Origin of the sequence: Pseudomonas sp. Fl5BN2 (assembly GCF_009908205.1) — a bacterium.
Lineage (GTDB): Bacteria > Pseudomonadota > Gammaproteobacteria > Pseudomonadales > Pseudomonadaceae > Aquipseudomonas.
Genome location: NZ_JAAARL010000010.1, coordinates 44,962 through 65,654 on the forward strand (window position 1 = coordinate 44,962; position 20,693 = coordinate 65,654).

20 protein-coding genes are annotated in these 20,693 nt (G+C 61.8%); 12 read left to right on the forward strand and 8 right to left on the reverse strand.

The features are described from left to right. The first annotated feature begins 7 nt into the window (after positions 1-7). The 10 genes from GV819_RS15505 (at position 8) to GV819_RS15550 (ending at position 11,794) form a co-directional block, all read left to right on the forward strand. On the forward strand, positions 8-2,002 hold the full coding sequence (locus GV819_RS15505; RefSeq protein WP_161756935.1) for a GumC family protein: 1,995 nt from the start codon (positions 8-10) through the stop codon (positions 2,000-2,002). Beyond that, on the forward strand, positions 2,002-3,192 hold the full coding sequence (locus tag GV819_RS15510) for a glycosyltransferase (protein ID WP_161756936.1): 1,191 nt from the start codon (positions 2,002-2,004) through the stop codon (positions 3,190-3,192). The genes GV819_RS15505 and GV819_RS15510 overlap by 1 nt, the downstream gene beginning before the upstream one ends. Beyond that, positions 3,182-4,486, forward strand: a complete 1,305-nt coding sequence (locus tag GV819_RS15515; RefSeq protein WP_161756937.1) for a cellulase family glycosylhydrolase — start codon at positions 3,182-3,184, stop codon at positions 4,484-4,486. The genes GV819_RS15510 and GV819_RS15515 overlap by 11 nt, the downstream gene beginning before the upstream one ends. A gap of 2 nt (positions 4,487-4,488) precedes the next feature. Then, on the forward strand, positions 4,489-5,706 hold the full coding sequence (locus GV819_RS15520; RefSeq protein ID WP_161756938.1) for a glycosyltransferase family 4 protein: 1,218 nt from the start codon (positions 4,489-4,491) through the stop codon (positions 5,704-5,706). Beyond that, positions 5,697-6,797 (forward strand): glycosyltransferase family 4 protein, encoded by a 1,101-nt coding sequence (locus tag GV819_RS15525; protein WP_161756939.1) that lies wholly within the window; start codon positions 5,697-5,699, stop codon positions 6,795-6,797. Before GV819_RS15520 ends, GV819_RS15525 begins: the two co-directional genes overlap by 10 nt. Further along, complete coding sequence (locus GV819_RS15530; protein WP_161756940.1) at positions 6,797-8,215, forward strand: O-antigen ligase family protein; 1,419 nt, start codon at positions 6,797-6,799, stop codon at positions 8,213-8,215. The genes GV819_RS15525 and GV819_RS15530 overlap by 1 nt, the downstream gene beginning before the upstream one ends. Continuing rightward, complete coding sequence (locus tag GV819_RS15535) at positions 8,212-9,033, forward strand: acyltransferase (protein WP_161756941.1); 822 nt, start codon at positions 8,212-8,214, stop codon at positions 9,031-9,033. Before GV819_RS15530 ends, GV819_RS15535 begins: the two co-directional genes overlap by 4 nt. A gap of 9 nt (positions 9,034-9,042) precedes the next feature. Further along, the gene (locus GV819_RS15540) at positions 9,043-10,458 is read left to right on the forward strand and encodes a lipid II flippase MurJ (RefSeq protein ID WP_161756942.1); all 1,416 of its coding nucleotides are present in this window, start codon (positions 9,043-9,045) and stop codon (positions 10,456-10,458) included. Positions 10,459-10,485: 27 nt separating this feature from the next. Then, the gene (locus tag GV819_RS15545) at positions 10,486-11,412 is read left to right on the forward strand and encodes a glycosyltransferase family 2 protein (protein ID WP_161756943.1); all 927 of its coding nucleotides are present in this window, start codon (positions 10,486-10,488) and stop codon (positions 11,410-11,412) included. Between the two features lie 127 nt (positions 11,413-11,539). Further along, positions 11,540-11,794: a hypothetical protein gene (locus GV819_RS15550; RefSeq protein WP_161756944.1), complete on the forward strand. Its 255-nt coding sequence runs from the start codon at positions 11,540-11,542 to the stop codon at positions 11,792-11,794. A gap of 46 nt (positions 11,795-11,840) precedes the next feature. Here GV819_RS15550 and GV819_RS15555 read toward each other — a convergent pair whose 3' ends face one another. Beyond that, positions 11,841-13,028 (reverse strand): molybdopterin molybdotransferase MoeA, encoded by a 1,188-nt coding sequence (locus GV819_RS15555; protein ID WP_178126015.1) that lies wholly within the window; start codon positions 13,026-13,028, stop codon positions 11,841-11,843. A 22-nt stretch (positions 13,029-13,050) separates the two neighbouring features. Then, entirely contained in the window at positions 13,051-13,590 is a 540-nt protein-coding gene (gene moaB / locus GV819_RS15560; RefSeq protein ID WP_161756946.1) for a molybdenum cofactor biosynthesis protein B, read from the reverse strand. Between the two features lie 275 nt (positions 13,591-13,865). On the opposite strand from moaB, the gene GV819_RS15565 reads away from it, so the two are divergent. Then, complete coding sequence (locus tag GV819_RS15565; protein WP_161756947.1) at positions 13,866-14,087, forward strand: YgdI/YgdR family lipoprotein; 222 nt, start codon at positions 13,866-13,868, stop codon at positions 14,085-14,087. 73 nt (positions 14,088-14,160) lie between these two features. On the opposite strand, the gene GV819_RS15570 is transcribed toward GV819_RS15565, so the two are convergent. The 6 genes from GV819_RS15570 to GV819_RS15595 form a co-directional block, all read right to left on the reverse strand. Beyond that, complete coding sequence (locus GV819_RS15570) at positions 14,161-15,051, reverse strand: pseudouridine synthase (RefSeq protein ID WP_161756948.1); 891 nt, start codon at positions 15,049-15,051, stop codon at positions 14,161-14,163. Between the two features lie 79 nt (positions 15,052-15,130). Further along, positions 15,131-15,451 carry a transcriptional regulator gene (locus GV819_RS15575; RefSeq protein ID WP_161756949.1) on the reverse strand — a complete coding sequence of 107 codons (321 nt, stop codon included), beginning with the start codon at positions 15,449-15,451 and terminating at the stop codon, positions 15,131-15,133. 39 nt (positions 15,452-15,490) lie between these two features. Then, positions 15,491-15,937 (reverse strand): S24 family peptidase, encoded by a 447-nt coding sequence (locus GV819_RS15580; RefSeq protein ID WP_161756950.1) that lies wholly within the window; start codon positions 15,935-15,937, stop codon positions 15,491-15,493. Positions 15,938-16,048: 111 nt separating this feature from the next. Continuing rightward, positions 16,049-16,285, reverse strand: coding sequence for a glutaredoxin family protein (locus tag GV819_RS15585; protein WP_161756951.1), 237 nt, complete (start codon positions 16,283-16,285; stop codon positions 16,049-16,051). Between the two features lie 70 nt (positions 16,286-16,355). Beyond that, a complete protein-coding gene (locus GV819_RS15590) occupies positions 16,356-17,327 on the reverse strand; it encodes an acyltransferase family protein (RefSeq protein ID WP_161756952.1) in 972 nt (323 codons plus the stop codon). A 37-nt stretch (positions 17,328-17,364) separates the two neighbouring features. Next, positions 17,365-18,459, reverse strand: coding sequence for an acyltransferase family protein (locus tag GV819_RS15595; RefSeq protein WP_161756953.1), 1,095 nt, complete (start codon positions 18,457-18,459; stop codon positions 17,365-17,367). 219 nt (positions 18,460-18,678) lie between these two features. On the opposite strand from GV819_RS15595, the gene GV819_RS15600 reads away from it, so the two are divergent. After that, positions 18,679-20,634: a cation:proton antiporter gene (locus GV819_RS15600; RefSeq protein ID WP_161756954.1), complete on the forward strand. Its 1,956-nt coding sequence runs from the start codon at positions 18,679-18,681 to the stop codon at positions 20,632-20,634. Positions 20,635-20,693: the final 59 nt, after the last annotated feature.

A 20,693-nucleotide genomic window follows, 5' to 3' on the forward strand; every position in this document is an offset into this window, starting at 1 on the left:
AGCCCATATGATCAATATCCGTTCCTTTCGCGATTTGCTGCGGTTGTTTTTCATCTTCAAGCGCGAAGTCAAAATTACCGTGCTGGTGACCTTCATCATCATTGTGCTGGGGGCCTTCCTGCTGCCCAACCGCTTCGAATCCACGGCGTTGCTGCTGGTCAAGCCGGGGCGTGACACTAGCACCCTGCCGATCGAGATTGCCGATCGCCAGGCGGTGGTGATTCCAAGCGCCCAGCGTGACCCGATCATCGATGAGGAACGCATCCTCGGCGGCGAACCCATTGCTCGCAAAGTAGCGGAAAAGTACCTCGACGACCTCTCCCGCCAACCCCAGCCTGGCGGTGTTCTGAGTACGGTAAAAAACGCCCTGAAAAGCGCCCTGGAAGGCATCGTCGATCTACTGCGCGGGGCCTTGCAACTGGTGGGCCTGCTGGAGAAGCAGACAGCGGTCGAGCGCTTGACCGAACGCATGCTGAAAAACTTCAGCGTGACCCACACGCCAGGCTCTTCGGTGATGGAGGTGAGCTTCACCTGGAACGACCCGCAAGTGGCCCAGACAGTGGTCAAGAGCTGGATCGAACAATACCAGCAGGAGCGCGCGCAAACCCTCGGACGCAAAAGCCTGTATGCCTTCTATGAAAGCGAAAGCGCCAACACCAACCAGCGCATACTCGGCTACAAGCAACAGATCGCCGACTACCTCAACCAACTGGGTGCGGTGAGCATCGAAGAGCGCCTCAACGACATCTCGCGCAACCTCAACAACCTCAAGGGTGAACACCTCAATACCACCCGTGCAGTGGCGTCCACCAAGAGCGGCCTGGAAACCATCCAGAAGCAGCTCAACAGCATGAAGAAAGAGATCAGCATCGGCCGCCAGATGAGCCTCAATCCTGATCGGCAGGACCTGCAGCAGCGGATCAACGCCAAGCAGATCGAACGCCAGGAAATGCTCCGCACCTTCAAGGAAGGCGCTCCACCGGTGCGGGCCATGGACAGTGCGATCGCCAATTTGCAAGCGTTGCTCAAGTCGGAAAACAGCACGGTGCAGCGCAGTGAGAACCTGGCCCCGAACCCGGTCTATACCCGCCTGCAAAACAGTTTCGCCGACCAGCAGGCGAGCCTCAGCCGCCTGCAAACCCAGGCCGCCCAGCAACAAGCCCAATTGCTCAAGCTGGAGCAGGACCGGCGCCAGGCGCTGGCAATGGAACCCGAACTGGCGCGCCTGCAGCGCGAGCTCAACGCGGCGGAGAAAAGCTTTGCGCTGTATAGCGACAGCACCGAGAAAGCCCGAATCGACCGCGAGCTGGATCAGAGCCAGATCAGCAACATCGCAGTGATCGAGGAAGCCACCTTCAAGCCCAGCCGAGTCTTTCCAAAAAGCCTGACTATGCTGTTGGCGGCCATTCCCCTGAGCCTGGCCGTGGGCTTGCTGGCCCTGTATTTCTTCTACCTGCTGGATCAACGCATCCATGATGGCGACCAGATCGAAGAGCGCTTCGGGGTCAAGGTCTGGAGCAGCCTGCAGGACCTCGACAGCCACCTGCCGCAACGCAACAGTGCCTTCACTGCCAGCCTCTATCGTCTGTACGGCGTCTTGCCCCTGGAACAGGTGGCGGAACAAGGGCTGGTGATCGGCCTGACTTCGGCGCGCCATGGAGAAGGAGTGAGTTTCGTCACCAGCCATCTGCGCGACCTGCTGCAGGAGCGCGGCCATAACGTGCGGATCAACGGCGCGCCCAAGGCCGCTCCCGGTGAAATCGTGCTGCTGGAGGCCTCGGGTTTCTTCTCCAATCAGGAGGCGTTTGTCAGCCTGCGGGAGGCCAACCTGATCGCCCTGATCGTCGAGGCCGAAACCACCACCGTACCGGTTCTGCAAAATGCCCTGTCGATCCTCAATACCGCATTCAAGCGGGTCGATGGCATCATCATTAACCGTCGGCGCTTTGGGATTCCGGAGAACGTGCTGAGCTTCATGGCGCGGGTCAGGGGCAACAGCTGATGCATATCGCGCTGCTGGCCCCCATGGCCCCCGAGCAGAACGGTATTGCCGACTATGCAGGGCATCTGCGGGCCGCACTGGAGAGTCTGGGGCTGCGGATCAGCACGCCTCTGGCCGGGATTGGCAACGATCCCGATCGGGCCATCGAACGCGTAGCGCAAACCGACTGGCAGGGCATCGACCTGGTCCATGCCGAACTGGGCGGTGGACGACTCGCGGAATTTCACGCGCTCAAAGCCCTGCGCCAACGCTTTCCCCAGCTGCCGCTAAGCGCCACGGTGCACGATCCGGAGCGCCTGGTCTGGCGCCGGGCCAAACTGCCCTGGCCACTGTCGTGGGCCGCGCGACTGCCCTCGCCTCTGCCACAAATCGCCACGGTGCTGAGCGATCCGATCTGCTTGTACGAGGAGCAGCAACTGGCTCGCAGCCTTACCCGGCTGATCACCCTGACCCAAGCCGGTAGCGCCTGCCTGCGCCAGCGCATGGGGTTGCGGGCCGAGCAGATGATGGTAATCCCCCACGGTAACCTGGCGATCCCCGCCCAGCCCCTGCCACCTTTGTTGCCTCTGAGGCTGCTGTATTTCGGCTTCATCTATCGCGGCAAGGGCATCGAAGACCTGCTGGATGCACTGGCCATGGCCTTTGCCCAGCAGCCCGAAATGCGCCAGCGCATGCGCCTGACCCTGGCTGGCGGCAGCGAACCGGAGATGGCCTTCGGCACCGCCGGCAGCTACCTCGATCAATTGCGCCAGCACATCCAGCGCTTGAATCTGCAAGACAGCATCGACTGGCAGCTGGACCTGCCAGCCAACGATATCCCCAAGCTGATCCAGGCCCACCATGTGATGGTGCTGCCCTACCGCGAATCGAGCAAACTCAAGCTCCTGGGCAAACTGCGGGGTACCAGCGGCGCCTTGTCATGGGCCGTGGCCTGCGGTCGTGGGGCTATCACTTCCGATGCCCGCTCATTCGCCGAGGAAGTGGCCCAAGACAACGGCGTGATCTTTCCTCAAGGTAATGTCGCGGCCCTGGCAGCTGAACTCAGCCATTTGTGCGCCAGTCCCGAACGAGTGGAGCGCTGGGCCGAGCACGCTGGCGTGATCGGTTCCCGCAGGGTCTGGAGCCATACCGCCGAACGCTTTGCCCAGGTCTTCGCACAAGCGTGTGGAGGGTCGGCACATGTGGCGTAAAGCGAACATCCTGCTGGCCTTGCTGCTAGGGCTGGGCAGCCTCTGCGGGCCGGTTCTGGCGGACAACAGCCTGCGCGGCTCGCACCCGGTGGTGTGGAAGGATTTCCTCGGGGTCAACGCGCAGTTCCAGTACTTCGATCCGGGCGTCTATCAAAAGCAGATGAACCGGCTCAACGCCCTCGGCCTGAACTGGGTCCGCCTGGCCATTCACTGGGCGATGATCGAGCCAAGCGAAAATAACCTGCAACTCGACGCCCTGGATGGCGCGATGAATGCCATGCACAGCCACCAGTACAACATCCTGGCCTACATGGTCGGCTCGGCACCCTTTGCCGCCAACGTTCCGAACGGTGCGACGCCCTCCGATCAGTACCCGCCCAAGGACTTCAACGTTTTCGCCCAACGCATGCAGATGCTCGCCCTGCGCTATCCCCAGGTGAACACCTGGCAGGTGTGGAACGAACCGAATATCGTCTGGCTGCCCAAAGAAGACCCCAACGCCTACGACCGGTTGCTCAACACCACCACCAGCGCCATTCGTACAGCCATTCCCGACAAACCCGTGGCCACCGCTGGCATGGCCTATTACAGCCAGATGCGCAGCACTCAGGGACTGATGCTCAAAGACCTGCTGGAACAGGGCCTGGGCTCCGAGAACCTGATCGCTGCCTACCACCCTTATTCAGAGTTCCCGGAAGGCGACGATGCCGCGGCAAAAGACTTCCTGGTTCGCGGCAATTTCCTCAACGACGCCCTGCACAGCCGCGGCGTGCAGCAGGTGTGGGCCACCGAGTGGGGCTGGTCGAGCTACACCACCGGCGCCCGCGAGATGCAGGCGATGATCGGCCTCAATGGCCAGGCCGATTACACCTTGCGGCGCCTGGCACTGATGGCAACCATGGATTACCAGCGGATCTTCCTGTTCAACTTGAGCGACCTCGATGCCCGTGCCAGCAACCGTGATCAGTCCTATGGCCTGGTGGACCTGAGAGGCGAACCCAAGCCGGTGTACAACGCCCTCAAGTACTTTCTCGACACCACCGGTCCCAGCCTGATTCCGGATGATCCACCGACGTTGAGCAACGCCCCCAATGACCTGTACAGCATCGCCTGGACCCGCCCCAACGGTTCCCATGTGTGGATGTTCTGGAGTGCCAGTGGCAGCAGCCTGCAAGTTCCCGGGCTCAATGCCGCAGTGTTGCACGACCCGTTGGCCGGCACCCAAACCAACTTGAGCGGGCCGCAGGGCCTCAGCGTCCCGCTGAAAACCAGCCTGCAACTTCTGGAGTGGTGAGTTTGAAAATCCTCTGGACCCTGCCCTACCTGCCCTGGCCCGCCACCAGTGGTGGCAAGACCCGGCAATACCATCTGCTGCGGGCGCTGGCGGCCCGGGGCCATCGAATCACCTTGCTGGTGCAGTCGAAGACCCCGCTGGACGAAGCCACTCGCGCCGCCCTGGAGCCTTGGCTGGAGCGCCTGATCGTGCTGCCACGACGGCCTTTGCGCAGCCTCAAGACCCTTCTTTCGGTGCTGTTCGCGCCCTATCCGATGCTGGCCGACATCAACGGCCTGGCGGGGCCGCTGCAGCAACGCTTTCGTGAGTTGCTGCACGAGCCCTGGGATGTGATCCAGATCGAACACAGCTACAGCTTCCAGCCCTTCGAGCAGCCTCTGCAGCAACTGCAGCGGGATTTCATTCTTACCGAACACAATGTCGAATCAGCCCTGGGCGCCGCGAGCTACGACCGCCTGCCGACCTGGTCGAAACCCTTCACCCGCTATGATCAATGGCGCTACCGACGCTGGGAGCGCCGTGTGTTCCAGCAAGCCGCAAGAGTCATTGCGGTGACCGAGCAGGATGCCCTGACCCTGGCCCGGCTGAGCGGAAAACCTGCGGCAGTGGTGGTCAACGGCGTGGATTGCAAACACTACGCGGCGGTGCAGCCGGATCTCACCAGCCAGCGCCTGCTGTTTATCGGCAACTACGAATACAGCCCCAATCTGGACGCTGTGGAATGGGCCCTCGAGGAAATCCTGCCGCGCCTGTGGGCCCTCAATCCCGAAGTGCGCTTCGCCATCTGCGGCTACGCCCTGCCGGACAGTTTCCGCCAGCGCTGGCCGGACCCGCGCATCGAGTGGCAGGGTTTTGTCCCTGACCTGCGGGACCTGCAACGGCGCTCGGCGCTGTTCTTCGCCCCGCTACGCCAGGGCGGCGGCTCCAAGCTCAAAGTCCTGGAGGCCATGGCCGCCGGCTTGCCGGTGGTCACCACTGCCCAGGGCACCTCGGGCCTGCAGGTGGAGAACGGCCGGCACTACCTGGGCAGCGAAACCCCCGGCGCCCTGGCGCAGATTCTTGCCGAAGCCCTGGCCGACCCTGCGCGCCTGCAGCGCATTGGCGCGGCCGGACGCGATTACGTGTTGGCCGAACATGACTGGACCGCCGCCGCCGCCCAGCTGGAAGCGGTCTACCACCAACTCCCCTCTGTCAAAGAAGAAGTGTCCGTATGCGCATAGGTCTGGATTACCGCCCCGCCGCGGGCTACAGCAACACTGGAATCGGCCGGCAGAACCTGGCACTGGAAGACGCCCTGCGTGCCCACCCGGATGTCAGCCTGCAATTGTTCGGCGTGGCCCCGGAGGACCATCCCCTGCGCCGGCACGTGCATTGTCCACGCTGGGGCGCGCCCTTGCAGGCAATCCACCGTTTGCCGAGTCGCTTGCGCTTCGAGGGCGGTTTTCTACCTGGCGCCCTGCGCGAGGCAGGGGTCGAGCTGTACATTTGCAACTTCAACATGGGCCTGCCGCTGGGCAAGAAACCCCAGGACTTGCGATATGTGCTGCAACTGCATGACCTGTTCCAACTGACCCTGACCAACAGCCACGGCTCCAGGCTCAAGGAGCGGGTCTATGGCCTCAGTGACAAGCTGTCCATCGGCCACTCGGTGAAACAGGCGGACCGGATCTGGACCCCCTCGCAGTACACCGCCGATGAACTGGTGAAGCTCTTCCCCGCGGCCCGGGACAAGGTCCGGGTGCTGCCCAACCTGGTCAACGGCTTTCACGGCGAGCCCGCCGATATCGCCGATCTGCAACTGCCCGAGCGCTACTGGCTGGCGGTGGGCACCCGCGAACCACGCAAGAACATTCCCTGGTTCGTCGCTGCCTGGCAGGCCGCGCGCCAGCAATCCTCCGAGGTGCCGGAACTGGTGCTGGTCGGTGCACCCGAGCACTTGCCCAGCGAGTTGCGGGTGCTGCATGGCCTGCATTTTCTCAGTGATCTCAGCGAGAGCCAATTACATGCCGTGTACCTCCAGGCCCAGCGCTTGTGGCAGCCGTCCTACGCCGAGGGCTTCGGCCTGCCGGTGATCGAGGCCCTGAGTGTTGGCACCCCGGTGGCGGTGGCTAGCGGCTCGGCCCTGGATGAGATCACCCCAACCGACAGCCCGCGCTTCTCACCCAGCGACAGCGGCGCGCTGAGCCAACTGATGGTGCAGTTGGCCAGCGCTGCCAAGGACAACACAGAGGCGCTCAAGGCCTGGGCCACTGGCTACGCCGAAAACGCCTATCGCCAACGCTTCAATGAATTGCTCGAGGAGCTCAAGTAATGCCCATCGCTCTGCCGTTGGCGCTGATCTTCAGCCTGGTGTTCGGCGTGCTGATCTGGCTGCTGCCGCCGCTCACGGTGCTGGTGCTGATGGTCGGCCTCGCGGCCGCGGTGACGGTGATCCGCCAGCCCTTGCGCGGGCTGTTGCTGTTCGCCGTGCTGGCGACTTTCCTGCCTTATTCAACGGTGCAGATCGGCATCCGCACCACGGTCTCGGAAGCACTGCTGCTGTTGGTCTGGGTCAGCATTCTGGCGCAAAGCCTGTTCTCCAACCTGCCGCGCCCGCCCAAGCTGTTGCGCACCGAAAAACTGCTGCTGGCACTGATGGCCTTCAGTGCCCTGCCTTTCATCATTGGTCAGTTGACGGTGAACGCCGAGGGCAACGGGCCGGTGAACTGGGTACGTTGGCTGCTCAATCTGTCGGCGTTATTCCTGGTACCGCGCCTACTGCAGGAACAGAAGGCCCGGGAGCAACTGGTCTGCGGCCTGTTGCTGGGGACCCTGCTGCTCCTGCTGCTGTCGATTCCGGTGTTCCTGAAAAACGGCAGTGCCACCGCCATGACGCCGATCCTGGAGAAACTCGGATACGGCGGTATCGCGACCCTGGGTGATAGCCTCAGCGCCCTGGCCGATCGCATGGGCTCGCCCTGGATGCACCCGAACGTCACTGGTGGGGCCATGGCGCTGATCCTGCCCCTGGCCTTCTGCTTTGGCCTGACCCGCAGTGGCTGGGAGCGCAAGCTGGGGCTGTGCGTGGCGCTGCTGGGAGCGGTCGGGCTGTTGCTTTCCGGGTCCCGCGGGGCATTGCTGAGCCTGTTGCTGGTACTGATCTGGATGGCTCGTCAGCGGGTGCCCTATACCGGGCGCATGCTCATGGGCGGGTTTGTTCTCGGAGCCTTGTTGCTGATGTCCTACCCACCGCTGCAGGATCGTCTGCTGACCTTGTTCAGCTCCAACGACGCCAGTACCAGCGTACGCGTCGACGAGTATTCACACTTCCCCGCGGCCATGGCGATGTTCCCCTTCGGCATCGGCTTCAAGGTTGATCCCCCGGTACCGGGCACAGGCCTGTGGGGGATCTCCAACCTGTGGTTGAACTACATCTACAAGATCGGCCTACCCGGCATGTTGCTGTTCATCGCCGTGATCTGGAGCTGGTGGCGGGAAACCCGTGGCCCCGGTCTACAGGTCAAGTTGACCCGTGACAACGCCCTCTGGCTCGGCAGCAGCGCAGGCCTCAGCGCCGCCCTGATCAGCGGCTTGTTCGACCACTACTTCAGTTTTACCCAAGTATTGATTGCCCTGTTCTGGCTGCTGCTGGGCCTCAACCTGCATGAGGCCAGGCGCCTGCGACTCAAGGCCAAGCTTTCGCCATCAAGGGTTATTTCAGACTCACTTCCCTCAGGAATCCGCTCATGAAACATCGCATCTTTCACTCGCAGAACCTGAAACAGGCATTGCCTGAATATGCGCAAAAAATGGGCGTGAACCTCGAGGAACTGGAGGCAGCCTATCAGTGGATGCTGGAAAACGACGTGCTGTTCGAGCAGCCGCTCAAGGACAATGTGCTGACCTATATCAGCTACCTGAATATCGAATCGAAGATCGAGCCGCCCTTGCCCCGACGCTTTTATGCATTGCTCGGCCGTGAAGTCAAAGGTGCGCTGATTCCCATGTATGGCATCAACTGGCCAACCCTGCGCGACCGCATGCTGCGGACCTGGGAGCAGATCTACAACATCCTGATCTGCAAGATCCCCAGCCACACTTTGCGGCTGCTCTGGTTGCGCATGGGCGGGGCGAAGATCGGCAAGGGCTCCACGGTCTGGCGCAATACCGAAGTGCTTGGCATCGACAGCCTGCGCATCGGCCAGGACAGCACCATCGCCTGGCACTGCCAGCTGGATGCCCGCGGCGGGCTGATCATCGGCGACCATGTGACCATTGCCTCCCACGTGCTGATCATCGCCGGCGGCCACGACCTGAAGGCGCCGGAGTTCTGGGCGGTGGGCGGGCCGATCTATATCCATGACTACGCCTGGATCGCCAGTCGCGCACTGCTGTCCTTTGGCGCCGACATTGGCGAAGGCGCAGTGGTCGGCGGACAGTCGGTAGTATCCAAGCCGGTCCCCCCCTACGCCATCGTCAGCGGGCCGGACGCGGCGATCAAAGGCGAACGCTGCCGCAACCTCAACTACAAAGTGGGCGGCAAAGGCCTGTTCACTTTATTCCACTGAACCGCGCCCATGTTCGGTGCAACGCTGTGGCTGACCCTGGCCACCCTGACCGGGCTGGCCGCAGGCTTTGCCCGTGAATGGCTGCTGGTGGCAGCCTGGGGGGCCGGGGGGCAGAGCGACGGTTTCCTGGTGGCGATGTTCCTGCCCGAGGCCCTGCGCATGGCCCTGGCCGCCGGGCTGCTCAGTGCTGCCGCGCTGCCGCTGTACCAGCAACGCTCGGCCCCTGAGCAACAGGCCTGGTTGAGTGCCCTGGCACCGCGCCTGCTGCTGTGTGGCCTGGTACTGGGCGGTGTACTCAGCCTTGGCGCCCCCTTATGGGTGCGCTTGATCGGGCCTGGCCTGGGCAACGATGGTTACACCCTGGCCAGCGGCGGCCTGCACTGGCTGGCTTGGTGCGCGCCAGGGTTCATCCTCCACAGCCTGTTCTGCGTTCCTCTGCAGGCTCGCGCACGCTTTGTCCTGGCGGGCCTGGGTTCACTGCTATTCAACCTGCCGCCGGTGATCTACCTGGCCAGTTTTCATCATGACGCCACGCCCGGCGGACTGGCGGCCGCCTGTGTACTAGGCAGCCTGCTGATGCCGACCGTGTTGCTGCCAAGCCTGCTGCGGGACGGCTGGCGCCCATGGCGCTTCCAGGCAGCACCCGGGGCCGGGCGCGAGCTGCTGCAGCGTATCGGCCCATTGCTGAGCAGCAACCTGGCCAGCCAGGGCCTGGCACTGTTGGAGCGTATGGCCGCATCGCTACTGGGGGAAGGGGCCGTCACCTGGATCAACCTGGCACGCAAGTTGATCAATCTGCCGTTGATTGCCCTGATGAGCCTCAATCAAGTGTTGCTCGGGCTGATGAGCGGCAGTTCCGGCGAACAACGCCTGGGCTTGCTGCGTAAAGGCTTGAGTACCACCACCCTGCTGACGATTCCGGCAGTGGTCGGCCTGATCGGTGCGGCGGCGGCGCTGGTGCACCTGCTGCTGCCCAATCAGGCCGCCGACAGCCCTCTACCAACACTGCTGGCGTGGTTCTCCGTACCGTTGATGTTCGGCGCCTGGAACGCCCTGCTGGCGCGCTATGCCTACGCCGCAGGGGACACCCGCATGCCGCTCAACTGCGAGTTGGCCGGCAGTCTGCTGAATGCATTGCTGCTGGCCCTGCTGCCGTACGTCTTTGGCCTGATCGGGATAGCCCTGGCAGCCATCTGCGGCGTTGTCCTCACCGGCCTGCTGTTGATGCGACGCCAGCAACTGCTGGGCCTGGTGCCATGGCGCAGTCATTGGCTGATCGGTATCGGCGGCATGGTACTGGCGGCGCTGTTCCTGCACCCGCTGACTTCTATCTGGTGGCAACTGGGACTGAGCAGTGCCTGCGGTCTGCTGCTGTTGCTGATCCTCGCAGCCTGGCTGCGACCCTGGCGCCAAAACCTGACCTGAACCTGACTGGAACCGGAGATATCGAACATGGCGACACTACGCGTAGCGTGTGTGATCCCAACCTACAACGGCTGCCAGGATCTGGCCCGGCTGCTGGATTCCCTGGCGATCCAGAGCACCCCATTCGATACCCTGATCGTCGACTCCAGTTCCAGCGATGGCACCTACGAGCTGGCCCTGTCCCGCTGCCCCAATGTGCTGCGCATCGACGGCCGGGATTTCAATCACGGTGGTACCCGGCAACTGATGGTAGAGCGCCATGCCGACTACGATGTCTATGTGTTCATGACCCAGGATGCCTACCTGGATGACGCCGATGGCATCGCCCACATCATTGCCCCCTTCGCCGACTCGCAAGTGGGGGCCGTGTGTGGGCGCCAACTGCCACACCTGAATGCCAGTCCCCTGGCCAGCCATGCACGGCGGTTCAACTACCCGCCGACCTCCCAGGTGAAAAGCCTGGCCGATGTGCCGGCACTGGGGATCAAGACCGCCTTCATGTCCAACTCCTTCTCTGCCTATCGACGCGAGGCGCTGATGCAGGTTGGCGGCTTTCCCAGCCACGTGATTCTGTCCGAAGACATGTACGTCGGCGCCAAGATGCTCCTGGCGGGCTGGAAGGTCGCCTATGAAGGCAGCGCCTGTTGCCGCCATTCGCACAACTACAGCCTCAAGGAAGAGTTTCGCCGCTACTTCGACATCGGCGTGTTCCATGCCCGGGAACCCTGGATTCGCCAGGCTTTTGGTGGCGCCGGCGGTGAGGGGTTGCGCTACGTCAAATCCGAACTGAAGTTCCTCGGCCTCGGACGAATGATGGAATGGCCCGGATCGTTGCTGCGTAATGCGCTGAAATTGCTCGCCTACAAACTCAGCCAGCAGGAGCGTTACCTGCCTTTGGCCTTGAAGAAAAACCTGGGGATGCACAAACGCTATTGGGACAGCCCCTACGCCTGAACAGCCGCGCCCGCCTTAAAGTGATTTTTCTGACTGAAGAAAGAGAATTGCCTGAATTGACCCTACGGAGCCAATCAGTGACTGTGCATGTCAGGCGCTGACGCCTCATACAGGGAAGTGCACCGTCATGAACGACAAGGGGCTTTATCCGCGAGCGTACTCTTCGCTCAACCGCATGACAGGCAACTCATGGCTGACCGGCAACCCGGCTCGACAACTCGATCGACCACTCTCGTCCGAACCGTCCCTACGCCACTCCAGGCTGTTGCCGACACTCAAGCGCCTGGCCTGGCTGGTATTGGCGGCGACCATGCTGGCTGGCCTGGTGACCTGGGGTTTCCACAGCCGTTTCGGCCTGCTGCTGTTACTGCTGCTGCGCTGAACGGCGACCTGTGAGCCCGGTCCCGACCGGGCTCACCACACCGGGGTCAATCCAGCACTTCACTCAAGGGAATGAAACTGACCCAATCGCCTTCGACCAGGGTCCGCCCTTCCAGTACCTCCACCAGGCCTTCCGCCCAGGCTGCACTGCGCAAGACACCGGAACTCTGGTTGCGGTAGATGATTGCCCGCCCACCTTCAAGGCGGCCGCGCAGGTACTCGCGGCGGTTGCCGGGCTGTGGCCAGACAAACCCCGCCGGCACCTGGAAGCGCAATGGCTGTACCTGCTGCACACCCTGGCGCCGCAGCAGATAAGGCCGCGCCAACAAGGCAAAGGTGACCAGCGTCGATGCCGGGTTGCCCGGTAGGCCGATCACCGGCACACCGCGAAAATGTCCGAAGGTCAGAGGCTTGCCTGGCTTGATTGCCAGCTTCCACATGCCCAGCTCGCCGGCTTCGCGCAATGCGACACCAAGAAAGTCCGCCTCCCCGACCGACACACCGCCAGTGGACAAGATCAGGTCGACCCCCTCCAGCTCCGCCAGACGCTGGCGAGTTGCTGGCAAATCGTCAGGCAGAATCCCGGCATCCAGTACTTCACAACCCAGGCGCTGCAACCAGCTGCACAACAACACCCGATTACTGTTGTAGATCTGTCCCGGTCCCAGAGGCTGACCCGGCTCCAGCAATTCGTCACCGGTTGACAACACGGCGACCCGAACCCGACGCACTACCTCCAGCTCCGCACACCCCAAAGAAGCGGCCAAGCCTTGCTCGATCGGCCCCAGACGCGTGCCGGGCGCCAGCACTTGCTCGCCCACAGTGGTCTCCTGCCCCTGGGGCCGGATGTTTTGCCCGACCTTCAAGGGCTCGGTAAAGAGCACCCGCTGATCGTCCTGGACCTGGGCGTTTTCCTGCATCTCGACGCAGTCCGCGCCCGCCGGTACCGGAGCGCCGGTAAAAATCCGCGCACAGGTTCCCGCCTGCAATGGTTCGGGGACCTGTCCGGCAAAGATCCGCTGGCTGACTGGCAGCGGTTCACCCTTCCAGTCCTCCAGGCGCAAGGCATATCCATCCATGGCACTGTTGGGCCAGGGTGGCAGGTCCAGGTTGGAGATCAGCGCCTCGGCCAACACCCGGCCGTCAGTGGCCGCCAACGGCAATCGCTCACGCTCGACAATAGGCGCCGCTGCAGCCATCGCCAGCAAACGCTCCAGAGCCTCCTCCACCGGCATCAAGGCGCCATGCTTGCCCGGCTTACCCACGGGATTCACAGGGTGCCGCCTGTTTCAGATGAGGCACAAAGTTGCACGGGCGATGCCGCGAATCCAGTTGCTCGGCGAGGATTCCGTCCCAGCCGGTGCGCACCGCATTGGTGGAGCCTGGCAGGCAGCACACCAGGGTGCCGTTGGCCAACCCTGCCAAAGCACGGGACTGCACAGTGGAGGTGCCAATGTCCGCGACTGAAATCTGCCGGAATAGCTCGCCGAAGCCGTCGACCTGTTTATCCAGCAGGCAAGTCACCGCTTCCGGAGTACTGTCACGCCCCGTGAAACCGGTGCCACCGGTGATCAACACCACCTGCACCACGTCATCAGCAATCCAGGTGGCAACCTGGGCGCGGATCTTGTACAGATCGTCCTTGAGCAGGACTCGTGCTGCCAGACGGTGACCTACGGCGCTCAGGCGCTCGACGAAGACTTGTCCAGAAGTGTCGGTTTCCAGAGTGCGGGTATCGCTGACAGTCAACACCGCGATGTTCAATGGGGCAAAAGGCACATCAGCCTTGGCTTTCATAGGCTCGGTCCGTGGTAGGAGGAACAGCCCGGTGTTATATCACAGCGCTCTCATCCGCCGCCGCTGCGGAGCCGGCCATCCCCGACACGGCTTGTGATAGCGCCTCACACGCCAACGAATGCAGACTGAGGCCATGCTGCACGAAGATTCCATCTGCCGTCTCGAACGCCTGCGATCTGTCTGGCAACGTGGCAGAATGTCCCTGGCCAAGGAACTTGCAGACGTTGTATACGTCTGAAGACCAGCACTCAAAGTACTCATTTCGGAGACACACAATGACTCAACGGACCCTCGCCACTCTCATGCTCGCACTGGGCCTGGCCACTCTCGCCGGTTGCGCCTCGCCAACAGTGATCACCTTGAATGACGGTCGCGAAATCCAGGCCGTCGACACCCCTAAATACGACAAGGACTCCGGCTTCTACGAGTTTGAGCAGTTGGACGGCAAGCAGACTCGCATCAACAAGGATCAGATCCGTACCGTCAAAGAGCTGTAAGCCTGACGGTTGTCGATCTGAAAGCAATAAAACCCGCCTGGTGCGGGTTTTATCGTTTCTGCCCCGTGGAACTTCACCATTGCAAACTGATGCCGCTTTCGAACTCGCGCTCCTCCCCGGTCAGCGGATCGATGAAACGCAGGCCCTGAGCCAGTAATTTCAGCGGGTTGGCATAATCGTCCTCGGCGTCTTTGAGCACCTCGGGGTAGAACGGGTCATTGCAGATTGCCGCTCCCAGAGCACTCATGTGCACCCGCAATTGATGCTTCTTGCCCGTTACCGGATACAAGGCGTAGCGCCACAGGTCAGCGTGTTTTTCCCTGACCTCGATGGCGGTTTCGGTATTGCTCGGCCCCTCCCCCTCTTGCATGCGAAAGAAGGGTTCACCGTCCACCAGCCTGCTCTTGTGGACCCGAGGAAAGTCCAGGTTCGGCAAGGCCCGGGCAATGGCCTCGTAGCGTTTTTCTATCTTCCGGGTAGGGAACAACGCCTGATAGGCCGAGCGGCTACCGGGATCAGCGGAAAACAGCACCAGCCCCGCCGTATGCCGGTCGATACGATGCAAGGGCACCAGATGTGGGTTATCCAGGCGGCGGATCAGCCGTCGTAGCAAGGTCTGCTCGACATACTCGCCGGCCGGAGTGACGGGAAGAAAGTGCGGTTTGTCTGCGACCACTAGATGCTCGTCGGCATACAGGATCGTCTCCTGCACCGGGATCACCTTCTCGTCCGGCACCTCGCGAAAGTAATGAATCCGCAGGCCTTCGCGGTAGGCCAACTCCAGGCTGATGGGCTGGCCCTGCCCGTCCAGCACCCGGCCACGGGCAATACGGTCCAGCCATTGCTCACGGCTGATGGCCTTGAAGTGATCACACAGACATTCCAGTACCGTCGACCAGGAACCGGGGGGCAGGTACAAGGTGCTGGCCTGATGCTGTGCAGCTGAAAAACTCGCAGAAGACATACAGAAACTCGAGGGATCAATGCAAGGCGGCATTATCCAACAGCAATCTCCAGGAGCCTAGGGAACAGTTTCCTCGACATCAAGCGCAAGACTGCTTGGCCTGGGCCGCCGCCTCGGTGAACTCCTTGAGCCAGCGCAGCACATCCACCGCCTCCCAGCGCCCCGGGTCATAAAGTGCGTAAAGCAACCCCTGGTAACCCACCACATCCAGTTGCCGGTGGTAACCCGCGCGCTGGAACAGAGCCTCGATCTCGGCGAAGCAGGTATTGAAGTGCAGCTTGTTGAAGGGTGTCTTGCCCTCGGTGACCAATCCATCCAGGCGCAACTCAAGCACCGCCTCACGGACTACATCACTGGACATGTTGTTCACGCTGTTTTTCAGTTGTTCGACATTGACCATCTCTATTCCTTTATCGGTTTGAAGCGTCCGCCACATCCATCAGGGTTGCTTGCGCCCCACATAACTGACCACCCACAACACCACGCCCCAGATCTCCATAGACCCCAGGTCATCCAGAACGATGGAAGAGATTGAAGGGCGCGCCGCCTTGAGCAGCAAGCCGCCACGGGGGTCGGGCGCCAGCAGGCGCAGCGAGTATTCCAGGCTGCCTTGAGGGCGTACTACAAGGTACTGGTCAACCACCGGCGTGGCCGAGCGATCGACAATCAGGCGGTCTCCAGGGTAGATGCCGAACCCCAGCAGGTTGTCATCATCGACCAGCAAACCGTGGATCTGTGGAGCACCAAGCCCCAGGGTCCGATCGAGGGAAAACCCGCTGCCGCTGGGCTCGTTGGCCCAGGAGGCGCAGTCACTGTCTCCCAGCCCCAGGAAACGGGCTGGCGACGGCTTGGAGCGTTCGGTACCGGTGAGGAAAGTGAGAGACATGGCGAGACTCCTCGATAGCTGTATATGCATACAGTAACCGAATCGACGGATCTCGCCAATGAATTCCAACCGCGAGCGACAGGCGGAAGTAATCCTGTATCGGACCAGGCGTCAGCGCAGAAACGCCACCACCTGCTCGGCGTCGAAGGGCCAGTCCAGTTCGGCGCCATTGTCTGCGCGGCGCAACACCGGGATGCGCAGACCATAGGTTTCGAACAATTCCGGTGTGTCGGCGATGTCCACCAGCTCGACCATCAGGCCGTGCTCCACCAGCGGCATCAACTCGGCCTCGGCCAGTTCGCACAGGTGGCAACCAAGGGTGCCGAACAATTGGCATTCAGGGGGCATGACGAAGTAACCATTGAGGAACAGGTGGTTATTCTAGGCCCAGGAGAAAAAGCCGTCGACCAAGGCACGATCAAAGAATGAACCGGACCCGGCGACTGGCCAGAATCAACAACGGTGCCACTCCAAAGGCCAGCGCTAGCACCAGCCCCGCCATCGAATTGCCGTAGGACATCCCCAGAGACAAGGCGCCAAGAATGAACCAGGGGTGCACGTAATACACCGCCGAAGACAGCTTCGCCGCAAAATTACTCTCGGATGCCCGGGGGTAAACCATCGGCAACAGGAACAGCGCAGGTGTGATCACCAACAACGACGCGAGGAAATCGAAATTCTGCTCGACGTCAGCGCGCAAGGCGAAATTCAGCCCGGCCTCGGCCAGGGTCAACCCCAGCCCGAGCAACAACCAGCACCAGATACCGCGCCGACCGACGCGCTGCGCGATTTGATGCCGGGCACAGAGGAAACCAATGGCCATGAACGGAAAGCCCATGAACAGGAAATTGCGCGCCGTATAGTCGTTCTGATTGAAATGCTGGAGAAACCCATTGGGCAACTCGAAATAGACCCGTGCGTATTGCAGGCCCAGGCCGATCAGAAACGCCACCAGGGGTAGACCGATCAGGACGCTCGAGCGCCAGTGACGCAGCACCAGCAACATCACCCCGCCGCCGAGCATGCCCATCAGGTACCACAGGTGGAAATAACCGATCAGCAGACTCTTCAACACCCCCAGCACCCCGCCAATGCTGGCAATGGTCGCCGGATCAACATACTGCGGGCTGTAGACCAGCATCCAGAACAAGTAGATCAGCAGGACCCGCTTGAACCACTGGGCAAAGGAGTGGCCGCCGCTCAGGGTCTGGTACAGGTAATAACCATTGATGATGAAAAACGTCGGCACAGCCACCCGGAACAGGCCGTTGCACAACAAGTAGCCCGCCCAGGTGTAGTTGCCGCCCAGCAGCTTGCAGTGCAGCGCCACCACCATCACCGCCAGCAGGACTTTCATGGCGTCAAGGTTTCCGTTGAGGACTTTCGACATCGATGACTACCCGAATAAGCAGTAAGGACACAGGCAACTACGCCGGATCGCAATGTTTGTGGCTGGGGGCAGAACGGAAACGGCGCTTGCAGTAGGCCGTGGCGCGATCGAGGATCGGCTTCTCGTAAAAGTGATACCCCACCCAGCCATAGCAGACTACCGCGGCCATCATCAGAACGATGAACACCAGGTTATCCACATAACTTGAGGGCCAGGCACCGATCACCAGCCAGGCCCGCCCCACCACCCCCAGCACCAGCAGATGAGACAGGTAGATGGTGTAGGACATATCACCAGTAGCAGTAAGAAAGGCCGGCATCCGGATCAGTTGCCGACGCTCCAACAAGGCCAGGGACAAGGTCAGGGTACCGAATGTCAGCCCCACCGCCAGCATCCTCGGCAAGCCTTCGGTAAAGAACAATTGATAGGTATAGATCAGCGGAAAACCTACCAACAGCGACGCCGCCAGAGCCCCCCAGACCAGCACGGTGGGCACCTTGGCGCTATAGGGCCCATAGAAGAACAGCGCCAGGGCGCTGCCGGCGATGAACTCTAGAGCATAGGGATGGAGGATGATCTTCAGGGCCGGGGAATAGTCCTGCCAGTCCTGCAACAGGTTGAAAACCACCAGCGCCAACGCCCACAGCAGCAAAATCAGCGGCAGGCGCTTCTCCTTGAAAAACAGGAACAGCGTGAACATCAGGTAGAACCACAACTCGAACAGCAGCGACCAGGCCACCATCACCAGCAATACCCGATCATTGGGCAACAGCAGGAACGACATCCACAGGTTCGAGCCGCCATGGGAGGTGTTCACCAGTCCCGGCTGCCACAGGTACACCCCGAGGGTGATGAAGAAATACAACCAGTAAGTCGGATAGATCCGCGACAACCGATTGAACAGGAAGCGCTGGGTCTCGACGCTTTTCTGAAAGCGTCCACGACTGACAATGACCATCACAAAGCCGCTGATGACAAAGAACAGGTCGACCCCGAGCTGGAAGAAATTGAGGAAAATCGGCAATAGGATGTCGCCACCGGAGTATTTGATTTCCACCGACATCATGTGGAACAGCACCACCCCCAACACCGCGGCCCCACGCAACCCTTGCAGTGAATACAGACGCTCCATATACCTCTCCGGCTACTCACTGGCTGGGTCCTGTGGATAACCCCACAACCCGGGCAACGCGTTTATCGACAGTTTCTGAGCATAGCGAAGGCTCGTGAATATGAGACATTCTCGACAAAGAATGACATGAGTCAGGAAGGTTCTCAGCCGCGCGGGTGATCCTCGCGGCCTTTTTGCCTCCAGGCTTTACCCAGCCTGCCCCTTGTCCGGAGATGCCCGTTGTTTGCCAATCTACTGATCATTCTCGCCTCGTCACTGGTGGTCATCGCGCTGTTCCGGCGCCTGAGCCTGCCGCCGGTGCTGGGCTACCTGTCCGTCGGGCTGATGGTGGGCCCCACCGCCCTGGACTGGGTCAACGACAGTGAGGATCTGCCGGATCTGGCTGAGCTGGGGGTGGTTTTCTTGCTGTTCTCCCTGGGCCTGGAGTTTTCCCTGTCGAAGATGCTGGCCCTGCGCCGCGTGGTGTTTGGCCTGGGCAGCCTGCAGGTTCTCTGTAGCGGCCTGATCCTCGGCGCACTCCTGGCCTTGTTCGGCATGCCGCTGATTCCTGCGCTGATGCTCGGTACGGGCCTCGCCCTGTCGTCCACCGCTATCGTCAGCAAGGAGCTGACCAGCCTCGGCGAGATCTTCAGCAGCCATGGGCAGAACGCCATCGGCGTGCTGCTGTTCCAGGACATCGTGGCGGTGCTGTTGCTGACCCTGGTCCCGGTCTTCGCCGGCAGCAGCGACCAGGCCTGGTACTGGGCCCTGCCCGTGACCCTGGGCAAGACCCTGGTGTTGTTCTTCGGCCTGCTGCTGGCCAGTCGCTGGCTGCTACCCCGGCTGTTCCATGAAGTTGCCGCCTCGCACTCCGCGGAACTGTTCGTGCTGCTGGCCCTGGTGATTGTCTTGCTGACCGCCTGGCTCACCCACCTGCTGGGCCTGTCACCGGCTCTGGGCGCCTTCCTCGCCGGCATGCTGCTGGGAGAAAGTCATTACCGGCACCAGATCGAGGCCGATATACGTCCGTTCCGCGACATCCTCCTCGGGCTGTTCTTCGTCAGCATCGGCATGCTCATCGACCTGCAGTTGTTCATCGATCATGCCCCGCTGATTCTCGGCCTGACCCTGGCCCTGCTGCTGATCAAGGGCTCGGTGGTGGCTGTCTTGCTCAAACTGCGCGGCAGCGACGGCGAGACGGCCTGGCGCAGCGGCCTGGCCCTGGCCCAGGGCGGTGAATTCTGCTTCGCCCTGATGGCGCAGATGCAGCTCAGCCAAATGATCCCGCCAGAGATCAGCAGCCTGCTGCTGGCCGCCACCTTCTGTTCCATGCTGTTGACCCCGCTGTTGCTGCGCGCCGCGCCACTGATTACCGCCAGGCTGCACCGCAAGCCCAACCAAGCCGCGCAACTGGAGGAGATCAGCGCACAGAACGCCACCCTGCAGGGCCATGTGCTGATCTGTGGTTATGGCCGGGTCGGCCAGTCCATCGGGCGTTTTCTGCGCCACGAGCAATTGCGCTACATCGCCCTGGATGATGATCCAGTGCGGGTCGAGGAAGCCTCGGCAGCAGAAAGTTGCGTGCACTACGGTGATTGCCGGCGCGCTGATCTGCTGACGGCGGTGGGCATCGGGCGGGCGCGGCTGCTGGTGATTGCCGTGGATAAAACCGACATTGCCCTGAGTGTGCTCAAGGCCGCGCGCAGCCTGGACAAGACAGTGCCGATCCTGGTCCGCACCCGGGATGACAGCCAACTGACCGAGCTCAAGGCCGCCGGGGCCAATGAAGTCGTGCCGGAGCTGCTGGAGTCGAGCCTGATGCTGGCGTCCCATGCGCTGATCATGCTCGGCCTGCCGGAGCAGCGGGTACAGCGCACGGTGGATGAAGTGCGCCACAGCCGCTATCGCCTGCTGCACGGTTTCTACCACGGCACCCAAAGCAGCACCCAGGACAATCACGAACCGCCTGCCGTGCAGATGCACGCGGTGAAACTCGACGCCGATGCCCACGCCTGCAATCTGTTGCTGCAAGAGCTGGGACTGGAAGAGCTAGGGGTCGATGTCCGTGGGGTGCAGCGTGACGGCAACGACCTGCCGCTCAATCCGGGCCCACGCCTGCAGCCTGGCGACCGGGTGCTGGTCTGTGGCCAGCAAGCGGCGATCGAAGCCTGCGAAGCGCGTCTGCAAGGCGGTTGAACGCGCTCCGCAGAGGCCCTGAACAACCAACTGTCAGGGCCTTGAAACCGGTCGGAGTG

Excerpts from the sequence above, each read along its gene's own strand:
- GV819_RS15545 (WP_161756943.1), top strand. The coding sequence starts at position 10,486 with ATGGCGACACTACGCGTAGCGTGTGTGATCCCAACCTACAACGGCTGC.
- GV819_RS15505 (WP_161756935.1), top strand. The coding sequence starts at position 8 with ATGATCAATATCCGTTCCTTTCGCGATTTGCTGCGGTTGTTTTTCATC.
- GV819_RS15565 (WP_161756947.1), top strand. The coding sequence starts at position 13,866 with ATGACTCAACGGACCCTCGCCACTCTCATGCTCGCACTGGGCCTGGCC.
- GV819_RS15515 (WP_161756937.1), top strand. The coding sequence starts at position 3,182 with ATGTGGCGTAAAGCGAACATCCTGCTGGCCTTGCTGCTAGGGCTGGGC.
- GV819_RS15550 (WP_161756944.1), top strand. The coding sequence starts at position 11,540 with ATGAACGACAAGGGGCTTTATCCGCGAGCGTACTCTTCGCTCAACCGC.
- GV819_RS15575 (WP_161756949.1), bottom strand. The coding sequence starts at position 15,451 with ATGGTCAATGTCGAACAACTGAAAAACAGCGTGAACAACATGTCCAGT.
- GV819_RS15535 (WP_161756941.1), top strand. The coding sequence starts at position 8,212 with ATGAAACATCGCATCTTTCACTCGCAGAACCTGAAACAGGCATTGCCT.
- moaB (WP_161756946.1), bottom strand. The coding sequence starts at position 13,590 with ATGAAAGCCAAGGCTGATGTGCCTTTTGCCCCATTGAACATCGCGGTG.
- GV819_RS15585 (WP_161756951.1), bottom strand. The coding sequence starts at position 16,285 with ATGCCCCCTGAATGCCAATTGTTCGGCACCCTTGGTTGCCACCTGTGC.
- GV819_RS15510 (WP_161756936.1), top strand. The coding sequence starts at position 2,002 with ATGCATATCGCGCTGCTGGCCCCCATGGCCCCCGAGCAGAACGGTATT.
- GV819_RS15525 (WP_161756939.1), top strand. The coding sequence starts at position 5,697 with ATGCGCATAGGTCTGGATTACCGCCCCGCCGCGGGCTACAGCAACACT.
- GV819_RS15595 (WP_161756953.1), bottom strand. The coding sequence starts at position 18,459 with ATGGAGCGTCTGTATTCACTGCAAGGGTTGCGTGGGGCCGCGGTGTTG.
- GV819_RS15570 (WP_161756948.1), bottom strand. The coding sequence starts at position 15,051 with ATGTCTTCTGCGAGTTTTTCAGCTGCACAGCATCAGGCCAGCACCTTG.
- GV819_RS15590 (WP_161756952.1), bottom strand. The coding sequence starts at position 17,327 with ATGTCGAAAGTCCTCAACGGAAACCTTGACGCCATGAAAGTCCTGCTG.
- GV819_RS15530 (WP_161756940.1), top strand. The coding sequence starts at position 6,797 with ATGCCCATCGCTCTGCCGTTGGCGCTGATCTTCAGCCTGGTGTTCGGC.
- GV819_RS15555 (WP_178126015.1), bottom strand. The coding sequence starts at position 13,028 with ATGCCGGTGGAGGAGGCTCTGGAGCGTTTGCTGGCGATGGCTGCAGCG.
- GV819_RS15540 (WP_161756942.1), top strand. The coding sequence starts at position 9,043 with ATGTTCGGTGCAACGCTGTGGCTGACCCTGGCCACCCTGACCGGGCTG.
- GV819_RS15580 (WP_161756950.1), bottom strand. The coding sequence starts at position 15,937 with ATGTCTCTCACTTTCCTCACCGGTACCGAACGCTCCAAGCCGTCGCCA.